Genomic DNA, 17,826 nt, shown 5'->3' on the forward strand with positions numbered 1-17,826 from the left:
TCGCGTCGGGTTTGAGTTGGGCCTTCCTCCATCGCTTCAGTCCCTGACGCGCATCGTGGGTCCGAACCCTGCGCTCGGCAGTCCCGCCCTTCATGACCCTCCTGCCGCGGCTACGGGGCGACAGAGAATCGTCCCTCGGCGCCATGGAGGGGATCGCAGGTGACCGGCTCTCTTAGCATGCGCGTTGGCCAGTTGGTGCTGTACCCAAACGCCATCGGAATCGCGCGCATAAGTGCTGTGGATGGGTCTCAGTTGAAGCTTGAAATGTTCGAGTCCGCCGCGCTCCCTGTCGTCGGCGAACGTTGGGTGCCCGCTGCTGAAGTGAGGCGCCACCAACTCGGCGTGCAGACTCGGGTGTACTGGCGTGACCAGGCGACCGGCGCATGGCACGCCGGCCGCGTAGTCGGCGGTGGGCCGGATGAGTACTTCGTCCGTGTCCCAAACGCCGACAGCGACTTGCGAGTGAATGAGGCCGACCTTCGCGTGCGCTGGGATCGACCGGTTGCAGATCCGTTGCAGGTGCTTCTCGCCGGCGCGCAGGAGTCGCCGTTGTACCGGGACGCGCGTCTACCGGTGCTGCGCAGCCATATAGATCAGCGCGCCGCCTGCGCGTCCGTGCCCGCCGTGTTTTCCTCGCGCGTGCAACTTCACGCCCATCAGGTCGAGACCGCGGCCCGAGTCCTGGGTGACCCGGTGCAGCGGTACCTGCTGGCCGACGAGGTTGGACTCGGGAAGACGATTGAGGCGGGTTATGTCATTCGCCAGCGGTTTCTGGACGATGCCCGCTCGAAAGTCGTCGTCATCACGCCGGACTCGCTACGCCGACAATGGCGAGACGAAATGGTGGGGCGTTTCTTCGTCGACGACTTCCCAGCAGGCTCCTTCAAGATCGGCTCCCACGAGACACCCGAACGCTGGGAGCGATACAGCGACTTCGACCTCGTTGTCATCGACGAGGCACACCAACTGGTCGGTACGGACCCTGCGGAGCATCCGTACCCTGAACTCCGGGCACTGTGCCACGCGGTTCCGCGATTGCTCTTGCTCTCGGCGACTCCGAACCTGCAACGCGAAGAGACGCACCTCGGCTTGCTCCACCTGCTTGACCCCAGCCTCTACCGGTGGGAAGCCTTGGAACCGTTCAGACAACGACTGGCCGTACGCCGCGAATTGGCGCGTGCGATGTTTGCTCTTGACCCAGAATTCCCATTCCTGCTGCCGGACGCGTTGAAAGACGTTCGCGAACTGTTGCCACATGACCGTCGCTACGAGGAACTGGCATGTGAAGTCACGGCCAAGATCGACGCTGCGGGCGATCTGATCGCATCAGAGGATAGCGCCGCGCTGGCAAGAGCAGTGGAGGCGGTGCGAGGTCACGTCGGTGAGACGTACCGGCTGCACCGCCGGGTCATTCGACACCGCCGCGCGACGGTTCTCGACGCAGATTTGGACGACGAGGCACTTCTCCCTGCGTTCGAGGTCACCGGACGGCACCGGCCGAAGGTCGTTGTCCTCTCCTCACTCGAACACCGAGAGGCCATCCGCGTGCTGGAGGAATGGCGGACATCAGTAAGCGATGCTGCGTTGGATGCTGGCACCGACCCCGCGCTATACGCGGCGGCGTTGGCAGTCCTGACGTCGCGGACAGGTGGCCCCGCCGCCGACTTACGCGAGGCGCTCCGCTGGCGGCTCGTCGGCGACCAGGATGCCGCTGCGGCGGCCGGATTGTCGAAGGAAGAACGACGGGCCCTGGCGGCGCCGCCCGCGCAACCGGCAGAGCATCGGATCGCCAACTCCCTCGATGACCTACCGGAACAAGATGGGCTCGCCGAGGTGATCGCCAAACTGATGCCGACAGCCGGGGCGCGAGTTGTGATCTTCGCTGGGGCCGGGTCCTTGGCGGAGGAAGTCGCACACGAACTCGTCCGGAGAAATTATCCGGGCGCCGTCCATAGGCATACCATCTCGGTCGGGGCCGAAGCATCTGAGGCAGCGGTCACAGCCTGGGGTGAGCACGGCGGGGTCCTCGTCTGTGATAGCTCTGCCGACGATGGCCGCAACTTCCAGCAAGCGAACCTGGTCGTGCACCTGCGACTGCCAGCCAACCCGAATACGCTCGAGCAGCGCATCGGGCGCGTCGACCGATACGGCAGCGGCCGGCCTGCGCAACAGCTTGTGTTGGGCGATGAAGGGCCGTCAGTAGGCGCCGCATGGCGAGAATTGCTCACAAATGGCTACCAAGTCTTCGATCGATCAATCTCCGCTCTCCAGGACGCTGTGGCGCGCGACCTCGATGGAGTTTGGGCAGCAGCGGTTCGCGACGGCGCCGAGGGCATTGCAGGCATGCGTGGGACGATCGAGGAAACCGTGACCGATGAACTTCGATCTCTAGCCCAGCTTGACATGCTTGAGGCCAGCTATGACGCGGATTCCAACGCCCGTGATCTGGCGCTCGACATTGCTCGGTATGAATTCGAAACCGCCGGCCATCAAGACCCTCTGCTGCGCCTCGTCAGCGGCGACGATGGCTTCCGCATGTCTATATGGCGACGTCAGAACGGCGGTTTTGACGTGGAGCCTGCGTCAAGAGCGCCCCTGATGAGCCCAAGGCTGCTCGCCAAATTGCGCGCCGTCCCGACCCAATCACGGTCGGGATTCACCGACCGCTGGTTAGCGCTGAAGAACGGCGGACGCTTGTTCCGCATAGGGAACCCGCTGGTTGACGCAGTCGGCGCTGTTCTACAACTCGATGACCGCGGCCGAGCCAGCGCCCACTGGCGCTTCGACCCGACCTGGCGAAGCGACTCCCTTGCCTACTTCGGATTCGTCTATCTGGTTGAAGCAGACATCTCCGCCGCATTAGGCGTTATCGGTGATCGGAGCGCCGACACCCGCTCGGTTCGTCGACGAGCGGACCGAGCACTTGCGCCGTTCATGCGCACGGTCTGGATCCCAGCAGACACCGAGAAGGCAGTCGAAGACCCAGCTTTGCTGGCCTGGCTGGAGGCGCCGTACCGGCGTAGTGACAACGACGTGAACCTCAGCTTCAAGCGTCTCGCCCCCCTACACGCCCTGTTTGGCGGCCAACATGGCTTTGCCGCTGGCGCGACCAGCGCCGAGTCCGCCGCCCGCTCTGAACTAGCGCGAGTGACCGACCTGCGTGCCCGGTGCAATTCCGCGGCGGAGGCGCTACGCAGCGAAGGGGCCGTGCTAGCTGCCCAGGCCGAAGCGCGTGGCGCTGCTGGCCGACTGCTTGACGATGACGAATCTCTCGTGCTCGACCAAGAACTCAGTGACGCACTCGTCTCTGGCATCGACACGCCAACAGTCCAGTTAACTGCCGTGACCTGCTTGGTCCGCAGTTCGCGTCGCTGGAGGCCCGATGCCTCTTGACTTTCCTGCTCTCCAGGATGCGATTGACGCCTGGCCGGACGCCCCCCAGGAGCAACCTGTCACAGACTCGGGCCGTCGGCTGGTGGCCGCTATTGCCGGCCTTGGTGCAGGCGCGGCGAGTGGCGGCGATATCGCAGCGCTAACGCGCCAAGTGCTCCTCGAGGACGCCGCTCAGTTCGGAGGCGAGCCTCGACTCACTTTTCCCTCTGGGGCGCCGTGGCCCGACGCCGCCCAATGGCGCGCCACGGCCTGCGAACCCCGAACAGCGGGCGGCAGGACGGTCGTCACCGCGCGTGACTGGCATCCGCCCGTGAGCGGGGAGGAGGACGCGTCCGCGGCAGCCGCACAACTCCGCGAGGTCTATCGCGCTCACCTGTCTCCGTACCGCCGTTCACTTGTGGGCGCCCCCGCAGACCCCTTCTGGACCCGCACCCTGGGACGCGATGCCTACCTTAGCCCTGCACAGCGCGCGGCAGCGCGAGCGGTCGTGCTCGCCCCTGAAGGATCCACCATGGTTGTCGTGCTCCCGACGGGACGCGGAAAGACAGACGTCGCCTGGAGCCGGGCGCTGTTGCGCGCAACCGGTGTCACTATCGTTGTGGTGCCGACTGTCGTCCTGGCACTCGACATGGAACGTCGCACACGCGCCGCGTCGGCGCATCAACCTCACCCTCTGAGCCCAACCGACCGTTACGCGTACGTCGGCGGCCTCGATGACGACACGAAGCGCGCCCTGCGCCAGGCAATCCGCTCAGGTCAACAGCGCATCCTCTATACGTCGCCAGAAGGCCTCATGACGGGCCTCCGTGACGCAGTCTTGGCCTGCGCCGAGGCAGGACTCCTGCGACAGTTCGTGGTAGATGAAGCTCACATGGTCGATCAGTGGGGGCAGGACTTCCGCCCGGAATTCCTCACCATGGCAGGCCTCCACGCGCAATTGCTGCGCAAGTCGCCGCCGAATGAACGCCCGGTGACGCTGCTACTCAGCGCGACGCTGACCGGACGACAAATCGACCTGCTCTCGCGAGCATTTCCGTCACCGAACGGCACCCACGTTGTGTGGGGTTCATCGCTGCGAACGGAGCCGGTGTATTTCTGCACCCGTTTCGATGACGTTCACGCACGCCGCGATGCAGTGCTCGAAGCCGTCCGCCGTTTACCGCGCCCGCTTGTGCTGTACGTCTCAAAGGTGGAGGACGCCAACGCCTGGTGTCAAATACTTCAGGATTCCGGGATCCGCCGCGTAGCCAGCGTTACCGGACGAAGCTCTGAAGATGACCGACGCACCGTCGTGCAGCGTTGGCGCGGCGAGGACACAGATGGTGCGCTGACAGCTACGGAGTACGACGTTGTGGTCGGCACATCGGCGTTCGGTCTCGGCATTGATGTGAGCAATGTTCGGACCGTGATCCACGCCTGCGTCCCTGAGACGATCGACCGCTTCTACCAGGAAGTCGGCAGGTCCGGCCGGGACGGCTTGCCGACCGTGTCGTTCCTGGCAACCACAGCCCAGGACGATGTCACGGCGAAGCAGTTGAACAGAGTCGCGCTGATTGGATCGGACAAGGGATGGGAACGGTGGACAGCCCTACGTGACAGCGCAGTACTGCATCCCGAGACTGGGCTGCGGGTCAACCTCAGATCACTTCCGGGCTATCTCGTGGAGGGGTTCCACCGCAGTGCCCAGTGGAACGTCAAGTCATTGACCCTCATGGCACAGGCAGGGTTGATCGCACTTTCTGCGGCGGCTGCACCGCCGCGGGAACCAGGCGAAGACGAGACCGCATGGCAAAGACGGCGGGAAGAGTTCTACGAGATCTCGCGCGACGTGATCGACATAGCTGTTTTGAACGGCGCCGGCCTCGAACCCGCAGCCTTTGCCGCGTTCATGCAACGCGCTCGCGACGACATCGCCTCTGGCCAAGATACGGCCTTGCGCGCGATGAACGAGGTGGTGGCTGCTTCAGGTTGCGTCGGCTCGATCCTGGCCCGGCAATACCGCGCTCAACTGTCGTACGGCATTCTGACTACTCAACCAGCATGTCGTGGCTGCCCGTCATGCCGACGTAGCAACGCCTCCGACCCCATCGACGCCTTTCCGGTCGAGCCTGTACCCCACCTGCCCGTGTTTGACGAGACCGGCGCCGACCCACTTCGCGCCCGGAAACCAGGTCTCTTCGTTTGGTGGAGCACTGACGCCGAATACCACGACCTAGTGCCCAGTCTCGTTGCTGGCCTCGCCGTCGCCGGGGCCGCAGTCTTCTGTGGCCCGGACGTCGCCCTCTTGGCGGAGGCTCAGCGCCGAGTGCCCAGTCGGCCCATGCTCAATGACGATGGTGAACTGCTTGCGAACTATGAGGGCCTGATAACCGCGATACTGGAACCCAGCGCGAAAGCTGTTCCCAGTGACGTTCGCGCTCGCTACGAGAAAGGGCTCCCCACATACGTGTTTGGTCCAGAGTCACTCGCGGCGCCCGACAAACCGCAGTGGAAATGGCGTGATGTAATCGACGCAACAATCAGCGTTCGCGCAGCCCTAGGGAGTCTGTAATGGCCCTGCTCAACCCGAGACCTGTACTCGCGCTGCCCACGACGATGTGGCTCACGTTTCGGGTGATCGCGGAGTTCGGCCCGATTCCGGAGTCCGAAATGTTCGCCCTGATCAGTCCACCCGCTATTCGCGTCCGGGACGGGGCCTCTGAACCTCCGCCGACATCCGCCGCGAGCGAGGCCTACCGCGTGCTGCGCGAACTCGGCATCACCGAGACAGACGAGCAAGGTCGGCTCCGTTTGGCCACGGCGGGTCCTTCGAGCTACGCCGACTTCTGCTCCCTCCTGCGAAATGTTGTGCTGAGCCGCCCAATCTCCGAACCGCCGCTGGATGAATCAGGAGCCAACGACCTCCTTCGCGGCCTTGCGTGGTTGCTCACGACGGATCCGATGGGCGAACCCTGGTCGCAGTCTCGAAGCGAGCAGGAGCAGGTGCCAGCCGGCGGCACACCGGTCTTCCGCAACAGCAGTGTCCTGTGGACCGGATTTCGGTACTGGGCCGAGGCGATGGGCTTCGCCGAGATCGCTGCGACAGGGACAGGGCCCGGGAGTCACCTGCTGCCGAATCCCACGCGTGCCCTGCGTGACTTCGTCGTGTCGACCTACAGGCCTGGTGACGACATTCCTATCTCCCGCCTTGTGAGCGACTTCCGCCTCGCTGCTCCGGTCGTCCCCGGCGGTGCCGTGAGCCGGGCACTCGGGTACGAACACGACGCCGACGAGATCGACAGAGCCACAACGTACGCATTGGAGAGCGGCCGCGCTCGCGGTTGGCTGACTCTGGAGCGCCGTGCTGACGCTGCCGATACGATGCGGCTGGCTGGTCTTGACCACCGCGGCACGGTCCGGGTGATCTCCGATGTCGTGGTCGGCGAGGTCGAAGATGTCTGATCAGACAGGCTTCATCTGCTGGACGAAGAAGAACGTCCTACAGACAATCGCGACCGAGGCCCCCAACCCGAGCGACAGCGTGTTTGTCGCGACGCACGCACCGCTCGACATCCGCCGAATCGGTGCAGCCGGCCGGGAGGCACGCGGTGAACAGTTGGTCACCGAGTCTGAGTTGATGACCGATTTTCTGGAGCGGCCAACGAACAATGGCGTACTCGTGGTGCCGGTCCTCGGTGCCTCTGGTGCGGGCAAATCCCACTTAGTCCGTTGGGTGCGTGCGAACGCACCCAAAAAACCGGGTCGTCGGATCATCTATCTCCCGAAGGGCAGCACGAGCCTGGCAGGCGTTGTCGAGAAATTGCTGATGGGGCTCGAAGGCGCACCGTTCGATGACATTCGCCGTGATGTCTCACGGCTCGGCCGAGACATCACGCAAGAATCGCTGGAACGCCGCCTCCTTGATGAACTCGCCGAATCTCTACGCACCGCCGCCTGGGCCACGGCCCAGGAACGTGCGCTCGTGGGCGAGCAGGGCCTCTACCTACTACTCCATGATCCGTTCTTCCGCGCGCAGTTGCTTCGCGACGAATCCTTGATCCGGCGCCGAGCCGCGCACGCCATCAGTGGGCGTGGGAACGATGAGTCAGATGTCCCGCTCCAGTTCACATCCGACGATCTGCCTTCAGACGTCCTCGATATTGGGCAAGCTGCAGTGGCTAGCCAGCGCCTCTTCCGCAACATCGTCGCAAATGACGCACTGAAACTCGCAGCTATCGGACTCCTCAACCGCCACCTCGACGTCGCAGTGATGCAAGCTGCGAACCTCGGGGTCGGGCGTTTGCACAAGGCGTTCATCGCAATCCGCCAAGCCCTGGCCTCTGAAGGTGAGGAGATCGTCCTACTCGTTGAAGATTTCGCACTAGTGCAGGGCATCCAGCGCGACCTGCTCGACGCGGTCCTGGAAACCAGCGTACGCGAGGGGCGCACCGTCCTGGCTCCCATCCGAACCCTGCTCGCCGTTACAACGGGCTACTACGGCAGCCTCGTCGACACCGTCAGGACGAGGATCGAGTCGAGCACTCCCTTCCGGTACGAACTCCGGGTCACGCTCGGGCGCGGTGCCCAACAGTCGCCGGAAACCGAACAACGCGTCGTCGATTTCGTGGGGCGCTACCTCAATGCCGCCCGAGTTGGACAAACGAAACTCGACGAACTAAGAGCTACGGATTCGCGCGCGGTCGCGAACGCCTGCGAGGGCTGTCCTGTGCGTGAACCTTGCCATGCCGGCTTCGGTACGACGGCTACCGGCCATGGGCTCTACCCGTACAACCGGCCAGCCGTGCTGAGAGCAGTCCGCGCGAGCGCACTGTCGGAGGAGCCGGACGCCTTCAACCCACGCGCGGTGCTGGCACGTGTGGTCCGTCATGTGCTGACGGAGTACGCCGATGACATCGCGCACCGCGAGTTTCCGAACGAACGATTCGCCGAAGACTTCCCGCCGCGCCGCGACGAGCGGGTGCTTTCACCGAGAGTCTCCGAGCAGGCCACTAGTGCGAGCGAGGGGCAGCGGCGCCGAGTGCTACTGGAGTTCTGGGGCGGCGCGCCTGAAGAGTTTGGGAACATCGCGCCCGAGATCCACACAGCGTTCGGCATCCCAGCAGTCAGCGGAGCCGAGACTGTGCGCACGACCCCGTCGAGGCCAAGGTCAAGTGAGGGGCCCGCTGAGCGCGAGGACACGGCCCCCGCTGACGGGTTGAAGGAGAGCGATCGCAAGCGACTGGCGGCAATTGCGGAATGGAACGGACGCAACGCAGTGCTGCCTGCGGATGTGGCTAGGGAAATCCGGAGAACCGTGCGGGCTGCAGTGCTGTCACGACTGTCGTGGACGGATCCGGCCACACGCCCAGCCCCGAGCGCCGTGATCGAACGAGCATGGCCGCTCAACGCGCAAACCGTCTCGATCGAAGGGGCCCAGGAGGCAATTGCTCGGAGCGTTACCCCAGCCATTAGATTCGCCCGCACGCCCACCAACGCCCGCTTCTTCGAAGATCTTGTGAAGATGCAGGCGGGGATCGAGGAGGGGACGCTCGAGGCGAGGTTAAGACTCGACGAATTGGCAGAACGGTACGCACCCGTCGCGCAGGAGGCTGCTCTTGAATCTGCTCACCGCACAGACGGCCTCCTAGTCGAGGCCTTGCGCGTATCGATAGTCGGTGCAGCCGCAAGGGGCTTGGTAGTTCTCAGCGACAAACCAGCGATGCTGCTGAGCGCGTCGCTGTGGAATGGTGGGGATGAGCGCGGCGACTCGGCGATTCGGTCGCCGCTGTGGGTGCGTACCGAGGAACGGCACACCGAAGCACGCCGCAATCTCATCGCAGAGATCCGCAACGCGCTGGGCGCCTCGCAGGGCAATGGCGAGGTGCAGACGATCGATGGCGTCCGTGCGCTGTCTCTCATCAATATCGCCGCCGACTCGTGGGATATCGATCCAGCACGACCGCGCCCAGGCTGGGCCGGGCCCGCGGCCGCTTCACTGTCTTCGCTTGCTGCCGCCGTCGCTGAGCAGGTCGAGTTGCTCACCAATCTTGCCGCCGAGATCCGCTTGCGACTCCCGCGCGGTACCGGCTTCGCCGAGACCGCCAAGGCCGTCCAACAAGCCATAGAGGCGGGTGAGCATCATGGCTATGTCCGCCACGATGACATTCCCACGCTCAAGCAACGGAACGCCGCCGCAACCGCACAAGCCGGAAGCCGCGAACTCGAGGTCCTAGAGAATGACCTCGCCTCGCTTGACGAGGACGCCAGCTTTGAGCGTCGCCTCGCGGTCGCGGCACGTGACCGCGGACCCGGGATCGGTCTGATGCGAAGCTTCCTGATCGAGAACGAGAAGTGGCTGGACGCCGGTCTGAACCGAGTCGAGTCCCGCGATGCGGACGACGTGGGCGAACTTGTCTCACGCCTCGCCGCCGTGACCAAGCGCTGGCGCGAAGCAGCCACCTGGGATGGGAGTTGAGATGTCGGTATTTGAGAAGGCCACCCGACTTCGCGCGGTCGCCCACACCTACGCCGAGGGCGCAAAAGAACGCCGGGACCGCGAGCAGGCAGAACTCGCTCTCAAGGAAGTCGAGGATGCGCTCGACGCATTGGTCAAGCTGACGGAAGCGGCACGATCAGCCGCAGAACTCGGGGTGACCTTGCCCGAGATGGCTTCGCTCGTGGGCCGGGGGCTAACGAATCTGGAGGCGAGATCTGCAGGAGGCCTCCTTCCGACAAAGCAGGCGCTGCAGGCCGCGAAGGGAAGACTCATCAGCAACCGCGCCGAGTTAGAGACGGCATTTGGTGCTGCATGGCGGGCGTGGGCCACTGCTCGCGTAAGAGAAGTCCCTATCGCAAAGATCGCCCTCGTCGCTAGCAGGATGTCACGCCAGTCCATCGAAGACGACCTGCGATCGCTGCATGGGATGACGCGATCGATTCCGACCGCCCGCGAAGTGCAAGCGTTCGGACAGAAGTGGAAACGCGTTCGCGACGTCCTCGACGCCTTGGAAGCCGAAGACGACATGGTTGAACTGCTCACCCGCCTCGGCGCATCCGAGGGCGTCCTCCTGGCCGACCTCTCCGATAGCGAACTGGCCTTGCTCCGCAACCGCGTCGCGGTCGCGGAGCAGATCGTCCTGCGACGCCGATGATCGAGGATCGTTGGCGGCGACTACCCGAGATCCTCAACGCACTCGAGGATCTCGAATTGCCCATGTTGACCTGGGGGATCACTGAAACCAGCCTCAGCGCAGACGAGGTTCGCGCAGTCCTCGCCGAAGCAGTTACGGCGGACCTCGTTGCGGGTGTTGTTGATGTGCCGAGCGAGGACGAGTACCTGTCAGCGCTTACAAGTCGTGCGCTGCTGCACCACGTGCCCGGCACCAGTCCGGCTCGCTTCAGAACTCGGCTCGCCGAGGGACTGCGACTGCTGTCCAACCTTCGGCAACTGTTCCCCCCGGGACGAAACGCACCACAGCGATGGTGGCAGGGTGGTCTTCCGCTCGTCGCCGACTACAGACTGCACGTCGGCCCTCGCCGCTACCCGCAGCGAAACATTCCTCCACATGACGTGGTTGCACAATTGGAGCGTCGCGACGGGTGGTCGCCAGTGCATAGCGCGATCACGAACAGCATGGTTGACGGACGCGACCTATCACGCTTCCAAGTTGAAGCGACCGAGGCAATACTCGCCGCAGTAAGCGACAGCCGAAGCCGCGGTGTGGTCGTTGGCGCCGGCACCGGAAGTGGCAAGACCTTGGCGTTCTACTTGCCAGCGCTGCTAACCCTTGGGCCCGCACTGCGTCCCGGGGTACACCAGGTAGAGGTACTCGCGCTGTATCCGCGCAAGGAGTTGCTTCGCGACCAGGCCCGCGAGGGCGTCGCCGCGGTGCTACGAACCGAGGCCGCGCTGCGCTCGGCGGGCGGCCGTTCTGCTCGAATCGGGTTGCTCTACGGCGACACGCCACATGACAGGAGTGATTCGCGCATCGGAAGCTCGAATTCACCCTGGGCACCCCTGGGAGATGGCGTACGCTGCCCATACTTCCCGTGCCCCAACGACGAATGTGGCGGCGATCTCGTCTGGCTCACGACCGACCGCAATCGGGGCATTGAGCGGTTGCACTGTCTGCGCTGCCACCTCGTCCTCGGCGAGGAGTACCTTTCCCTCACACGGGAGTCCATAGTTGCGAGGCCGCCGGACATCCTATTCACTACGACCGAGATGCTCAGCCGGTACGCTTCAAATCGGACCAATGGCAGTTTGCTTGGATGGTTTGGACGGACGGCGCCTCGGCTCGTGCTGGTCGATGAGGTCCACACCTATGCCGGCGTGCACGGCGCCCAGATCGCGTTGCTGCTCCGACGGTGGAGAAACGCCTTACGTATGCGCAGAATGCAGCCACCAGCGTTCGTCGGGTTGTCGGCGACACTGCGCGACGCAGTGCCATTCTTCAGTACCTTCACGGGTCTTTCCGAATCGGCGGTCGAATACGTCACCCCCGCCACGGATGACCTGATGCCCACCGGCAGGGAGTACTCCGTCGTTCTGCGGGGCGACCCGGTCTCAGGCACAAGCCTCCTGTCGGCAACCCTGCAGTCCGCGATGCTCATGGGCCGACTGCTCGACCGACCAGGCACCGACGGGCCATACGGTTCGTCGGGATTCCTGTTCACCGACGATTTGGATGTCACCAACCGCCTCTACGACGACCTGCGAGACGCTGAAGGCGGGCAAAGTCGGCGCGTCCGGCCCGGGCCGAGCCGCAAGCCGGTGCTCGCACAACTGCGCAGCCCGCAATTCTCGCATGCAGGCGTTACGCAGGCCCCCGAGCGATATCGCGACGGACAGGCCTGGATGCTGACTACTGAGATAGGCCACCCTCTAACCGGTGATCTCTATGGGGGCGCGCTGCGGATCGCCCGCACCTCCTCCCAGGACATCGGAGTCGACGCGGCCGCCGACCTTATCGTCGCGACGGCGTCGCTTGAGGTGGGCTTCAACGATCCACGCGTCGGTCTCGTCCTTCAGCACAAGGCACCCCGCGATCCCGCAGCATTCATCCAACGTCGTGGCCGGGCGGGCCGTTCGCCGGAGATGCGCCCGTGGACGGTCGTCGTCCTGTCCGACTACGGCCGCGACCGCGTCGTCTACCAGGGCTACGAACAACTCTTCTATCCCGAGGTGCCTGCGCGCCGCCTGCCGGTGCGCAACAGATTCGTCCTCAAGATGCAAGCAGCGCACGCACTGCTCGACTGGCTTTCACGCGAGGCATCGCGTGCCGGCGGTCCTTGGGTCGACGCACGTGATGTCCTCCGGGCACCCAGCCAGCCGGGAAGAACCGCTCCCGGGACAGACCGGATGCTCTCGGTGCTAAGTGACCTTCTGGCATCCACTGACAGGCAGGACGATTTTGCAGCGTTTCTGGAGCGTTCGCTCTACCTCGCCGACGCAGACGTCCAGTCAGTGCTCTGGGAGGAGCCGCGCTCGATCCTGCTGGCCGTTGCACCCACTGCGTTGCGCCGCCTCGAGGCCCGGTGGCATTCGATTGACGGCGCTGATGTCGAAACCGGCGAGTTGTTGCCCGAGTTTGTGACCAGAGCACTCTTCGATCCGCTCGACGTCCCCGACGTCGAGATGCAAGTACCTTTCAATGAAGCCGAGAACAACCGAATGCCCATCCTCGCGGCGCTACGCGAAGCTGTCCCCGGCCGCGTCAGTCGCAGATTCGGGGTCCGGCGCGACGAGCATCGCACATGGCTCGAGCCGCCACCCGGCGGATCCGTCGATCTCGCGGCATACGTCACGAGGGGCGCTCGGCTGGGAGTCTGGACAGGAGAGGGCAGCGCGTTCGAAGTCGTCCGCCCATTCCGGCTCGCGCTTACCCAACCACCCGGCGACATCAGGGACTCCAGCCAGGCTGCGCCCCGATGGTGCTCGGAATTCGTCGTCCCGACCGACGCCCCCCTCTTCCCGATCCCACGGGATACCCGCTGGTCCGAGATCGTCACGTCGGTGCAATTCGCGCTCCACGTATACGGCGCGCCCATCGAGGTCCGAAGGATGACGCCCGGCGCCAGCGGTGAACTTCGCCTAGCCAACGGCACTACACAGCGTACTGAAACGAACTACACCATAGATGGTCGGCCAGCCGCCCTCGGCTTCGCACTCGAAGTGGACGGGCTGGTCATCGACGTCGCGCCTCTGGATCGCGGCGACCCGGCCGTGCTCACACACCTGCGTACACCTGGATGGCGCACGCTCGCGTTCCAAACCTTGGTTGCTGAAGATCCGACCTTGGAGACTCTTACCAACACCTTCCAGCGGTCGTGGCTTTCCCTGCTTTACCTCACGGCCTACGGTCTTGCCGCAGTGACGTTGCCCCCTGGGACCGACCTCACCGGCGCACTCGCCGGAGGGGCATGGGCGGCGGACCTCGAGACGATCCTGGGCGTCCTCTATCGCGCCGCCGACCCCGACGATCCCCACCAAGGGATACCTGAGCGCTTGGCCCACGCACTCAAGGAACTAACTGACCAGCAAGCGATCCGCGACTCCGTGGAACTCCATGCGAGAGTGCTTTCATCCGCCGACCCTGCCGCCCTGACCTGGAACCTTGCCGAACGCACGTACCTCGACACGCTCGCCGCCGCGGTGCGGAACGCGGCCCTGCGCGCCGTGCCGGATGCGCAGGACGCCGACCTCGTTGTCGACGTTGTCCGAATGGACGGCCAGGCGCGCATTTTTCTGACCGAGACGTCTAACGGCGGTCTCGGCCTCCTTGAGCAACTCAGGACGAGTTATACACGCGATTTCCGACGTTTTTGGGACCGCGTCACCAATTCAATCGGGCGCTCCGACTATGAGGAGGTCGATCGGTCGGTGCGACGATTGCTGGATGAAGCAGTAGCCCAGCCGGACGGTCACGTGGCAACTGCCCTGTCAGATATTCGTGCGGCATCGGGCGCCCGGGCGGCAGATCATGCCCTCGCAGAATTGCGGGCAGCCTGGACAGCACTTGATGGCCCACCCCGTCATCTCGCCGTCGCGGCGGTTTCGTCGCGATTCCTCCGACCCGGCGCGACAGCAGAAACCGTGGCGGACGCACTCCGACTGCTCTCGGCTTGGGACGAGATCGAAACTAGGTCGGGCGCCGAGGTCGACGCCCGGGTGGTCGCGTATGCGGCCCGGCACGTTGATCCGAGCATCGCGCTTGGGGCTGACCAAGTGTTCAGCCTTCTCTGGCCACGAGGGAACGATGCGCGCAATCGTCACCTGCAGCACTGGCAACCCTACGCTAGATCCATCCTGCTCGACCGGCTACTGGCACAAGCGTTCGTCGAGCGTGCGGTTCCGGCAATCGATGTGACTGAAGACAACTGGTCCACCCGCTATCGCGAACTGCTCGCGTCCGCCGACGCCGTAGAACTGCGCGCCCCAGCCAACGCGCGGAGGATCCTTGGCGAAGCGGTGCGACGCGTTGGCGTGCTTGCCATCGACCGAGGTGCGCTGCGAATCTATGGGCGCATCGGCCGGATCACCCACGCGGGCGGAAGCCTCACGGTCCGGGTGACCGTGCTGGAGGCGGACCAATGAGCATCTGGCGTCGCACAATTCGCACAAGTCCCCGCTTGAGCCTGCGGCTGGATGACGGGTTGGCCGCTGTCTTTGCCGGTGAACTGCTTGACCCGAGTCCGGAGATCTGGATCGTCTCGCCGTGGGTCAGCGACGTCCCAGTGCTCGATAACTCCGACCAGGACTTCGATGTACTCCTCGGCGACGGCTTCGTCGGCCCCGTAGCATTCACAGCTGTTCTCGGTCGTCTCGCCGAACTCGGATCGCTGCTGCACCTGACAGTCAAACCAGACGATCACAACCGCGACTTCATCAATCGACTTTCACGACACGTGCCGACAACGCACCTCGACATACATCACGCCGCCGACGTGCACGAGAAGACCTTGTGCGGGTCGAACTGGGTGGTGTCGGGTTCTATGAACTTCACATGGCGCGGCTTCGAGGTCAACGAGGAATCCGTCGTCTACGAGATCGACCCTGCACTCGCAGCCCAAAGCCGCCTCGACTTCGAGCACCGGTGGCCGACGCCATGAACCAAGCCGACGAATTCCTCGCCGTGTTCTTCGGGCCCGGAAACCTCGTGCTTCCAGATCTCAACTTCGAGGGGGAGGTCGGCCGCCGGCTGACGCCCTACCTCGAACCGCTGCGCCAGGGCACCAAGACTCCGTTGGTGCTCCCCCGCCGTACGCGCGAGATCACCGACGCCTACGTCATTTGCTGGGATCGTCACCAAGCCACGTCATTGCGAGCCATCCTTGAGGCGTTCGTGGCGCACTCGTACGTGGCGTTCGATGGCAGGCCGAGGCGGCTCGACCCAGCCGACCCGGTCGAGGGCGCCGTCCTCCGGCTCGTCGGGCCGGACACCGCGTACGTGCTCCGTCCGCCAGGCCCCGCTCATGCAGCCAGCATGTGGCGGGCGCTGGACCTGATGAGGATCCTGATCGCCGGGCGGCCCGAGCGGGTGAGCGCCGTCCCTCGCCCCCTGGGACGGATGCTCTCTGAGTTCCACGCCGCGCTTGCAGCAGGGAACGCTGCCGGCTCGGCCGATCTTCTTGACGAACTTGCGGGCGCCGGACTCTCGGCTGTAAACCTCGCATACCTGCGAGTTCATCGGCTCAGCCGGCTTGGCCGAGATGCGGAACTGCTGGCCCTCCCCCAACTCGGAGATGTCGTCGCATCGGGTCCTCCCCAACTCGTCCGCGACGGCATCCTCGCCGCATGGGGCAGGTTGCAACTTCTCGATCTGCCCATGAGTGACCCGGACCTCGTCAAGAAGGCCGCGGACGCCATCTTGCGGGACACGCGCGGCATAGTCGCCCTCGCGCGGACGCCGTTGGCCACTTTGAGCGACGATGCCCTCGCCGCAGTCACGTTGGTAGCGCTCGGCCGAGATGATCGCGACTTAGCGCGCTCACTGGCCTCATTGCCCGATCTCCCCAACGAGCTACGCAGCCAACTGCCCAAGCTCACTGGTGCGCCGTTGGTTGAGACTGCCAAGCCGACCGTGCCGAGGGTAAGGCTGGCGCCGACGGCACCCGCCTCATGGGTCGACTGGGTATTCGAGGTGGCCGATTTCACAGCAGACGACGTGGACTGGACAGCCTGGCCAGCACCGGTGGAGAGCGACGCCTTCCTCGCCGAGGCACTCGAGGGAGTCAAAGACGCGGAAGCGGACCAAGCGTGGAATCTGGTGGGGCCCTTCCTGGAAGCGGACGACATGCGCCGGCCAGCGTGGCGTACGGCGAAGGCCCTGCTGGTCCTAGCCGCGAGCTATGACCGTTGGGCACCTAATGACGTTGCCACTGTCCAGGCGCTCCTCGAGGTCTTCCTCCGCGGTGCTCCGCCGGCGGACGAGTACCGCGAGATCCTAGACATGCTTGCTGAGAACGCCGGACGATGGGCAGTTGTCGGGAACACCCTCCCCGCTCTCGACATGGTGGACGATGTTGCACGCTCTCCAGTGAGTGATGTGGATGCGAGGTTGCGCTTCGCGCTTGCAGCACTTGAACCCTTCTCTCGTCACCGGCGTCGACTCAGCACAGATCTACGTTGGCTCGGCGAGCAACTCTCGGTCGAACTCTCGGCACCCTTGGCATGGGACGTCCCGGAGCCGTTGACCGATACTGGGGAGGAGATTCCGAACGTGATCGGAGCGAAGGTGCTCATCTATTCACTAGATGATGGCGTCTTGCAGCGCTCGGCCGACCGCCTGGCTCAACTGTTCCCGCGAGTTACGGTCAACCGAGCCCACGACCGTGTCGGCACCCCACAGCTTCGTGCTCACGCCCGCGGTGCCGACGTAATCGGCCTTGCGACGCGGTGTGCGAAGCATGCAGCGACTGGCTTCATCCGAGACCACGCCTCTGAGGGCGCCGTGATCATCGAGGCAGACGGCGCTGGATCCGCGTCCCTAATTCGAGCCGTTGCCTCCGGCTTGGCCGAGATGGGTCCCCCCTTTACTTGACCCGCACCTAGGATCGGTTCGCTTCGGTCGACGGTCGCGTTCGCGTTGACCAAAGCCCCCTGTCCGCCTCCCCGGATTCGGTGACAGCACTCTGGACATGGCATCGGTACCGACCAGGCTCTTGCTGCTCAGGGTTGCACCCCGCCGCAACAAAGGAGAGCGAAGCTCAGGCCGGAGACCGACGGACGGAGAGCAGCTTCCGTCCATCGGGGCGGAGCACCGCCGGTGGCGAGACGTAACGGTTGAGGGTCTGACGGGTGATGCCGAGTTTTTTGCACAGGTCAGCGACGCGGCTTTCGGCATTATCGATCAAGGGACGGCGCGAGCAGCCGTCCCGAAGCCAGCCCAGCCCCTGGTCTCGAACCTTCCTGCATGTTGCGGCGACCCTTCGTGGTGCAGTCCCCGTTCTACA

General features: G+C 64.5%; 8 protein-coding genes. All 8 read left to right on the top strand.

What is annotated here, in order from left to right:
* The first annotated feature begins 159 nt into the window (after positions 1 to 159).
* From dpdE to L0M17_RS12000, 8 genes are read left to right on the top strand one after another with little or no spacing between them, the layout of a single operon-like run.
* Positions 160 to 3,393, top strand: coding sequence for a protein DpdE (gene dpdE / locus L0M17_RS22540; RefSeq protein ID WP_241054187.1), 3,234 nt, complete (start codon positions 160 to 162; stop codon positions 3,391 to 3,393).
* Positions 3,383 to 5,944, top strand: coding sequence for a protein DpdF (dpdF, locus tag L0M17_RS11970; protein WP_255731923.1), 2,562 nt, complete (start codon positions 3,383 to 3,385; stop codon positions 5,942 to 5,944). Before dpdE ends, dpdF begins: the two co-directional genes overlap by 11 nt.
* Positions 5,944 to 6,834 (top strand): protein DpdG, encoded by an 891-nt coding sequence (gene dpdG, locus L0M17_RS11975; protein ID WP_241054189.1) that lies wholly within the window; start codon positions 5,944 to 5,946, stop codon positions 6,832 to 6,834. Before dpdF ends, dpdG begins: the two co-directional genes overlap by 1 nt.
* The gene (gene dpdH, locus L0M17_RS11980; RefSeq protein ID WP_241054190.1) at positions 6,827 to 9,847 is read left to right on the top strand and encodes a protein DpdH; all 3,021 of its coding nucleotides are present in this window, start codon (positions 6,827 to 6,829) and stop codon (positions 9,845 to 9,847) included. Before dpdG ends, dpdH begins: the two co-directional genes overlap by 8 nt.
* A complete protein-coding gene (locus L0M17_RS11985; RefSeq protein ID WP_241054193.1) occupies positions 9,837 to 10,523 on the top strand; it encodes a hypothetical protein in 687 nt (228 codons plus the stop codon). Before dpdH ends, L0M17_RS11985 begins: the two co-directional genes overlap by 11 nt.
* Positions 10,520 to 14,968, top strand: coding sequence for a protein DpdJ (dpdJ, locus tag L0M17_RS11990; RefSeq protein WP_241054194.1), 4,449 nt, complete (start codon positions 10,520 to 10,522; stop codon positions 14,966 to 14,968). The genes L0M17_RS11985 and dpdJ overlap by 4 nt, the downstream gene beginning before the upstream one ends.
* Positions 14,965 to 15,483 carry a phospholipase D-like domain-containing protein DpdK gene (gene dpdK, locus L0M17_RS11995; RefSeq protein WP_241054196.1) on the top strand — a complete coding sequence of 173 codons (519 nt, stop codon included), beginning with the start codon at positions 14,965 to 14,967 and terminating at the stop codon, positions 15,481 to 15,483. The genes dpdJ and dpdK overlap by 4 nt, the downstream gene beginning before the upstream one ends.
* The gene (locus L0M17_RS12000; protein ID WP_241054197.1) at positions 15,480 to 17,414 is read left to right on the top strand and encodes a hypothetical protein; all 1,935 of its coding nucleotides are present in this window, start codon (positions 15,480 to 15,482) and stop codon (positions 17,412 to 17,414) included. The genes dpdK and L0M17_RS12000 overlap by 4 nt, the downstream gene beginning before the upstream one ends.
* Positions 17,415 to 17,826: the final 412 nt, after the last annotated feature.

This window comes from Sinomonas terrae (assembly GCF_022539255.1).
GTDB classification, from domain to species: domain Bacteria; phylum Actinomycetota; class Actinomycetes; order Actinomycetales; family Micrococcaceae; genus Sinomonas; species Sinomonas terrae.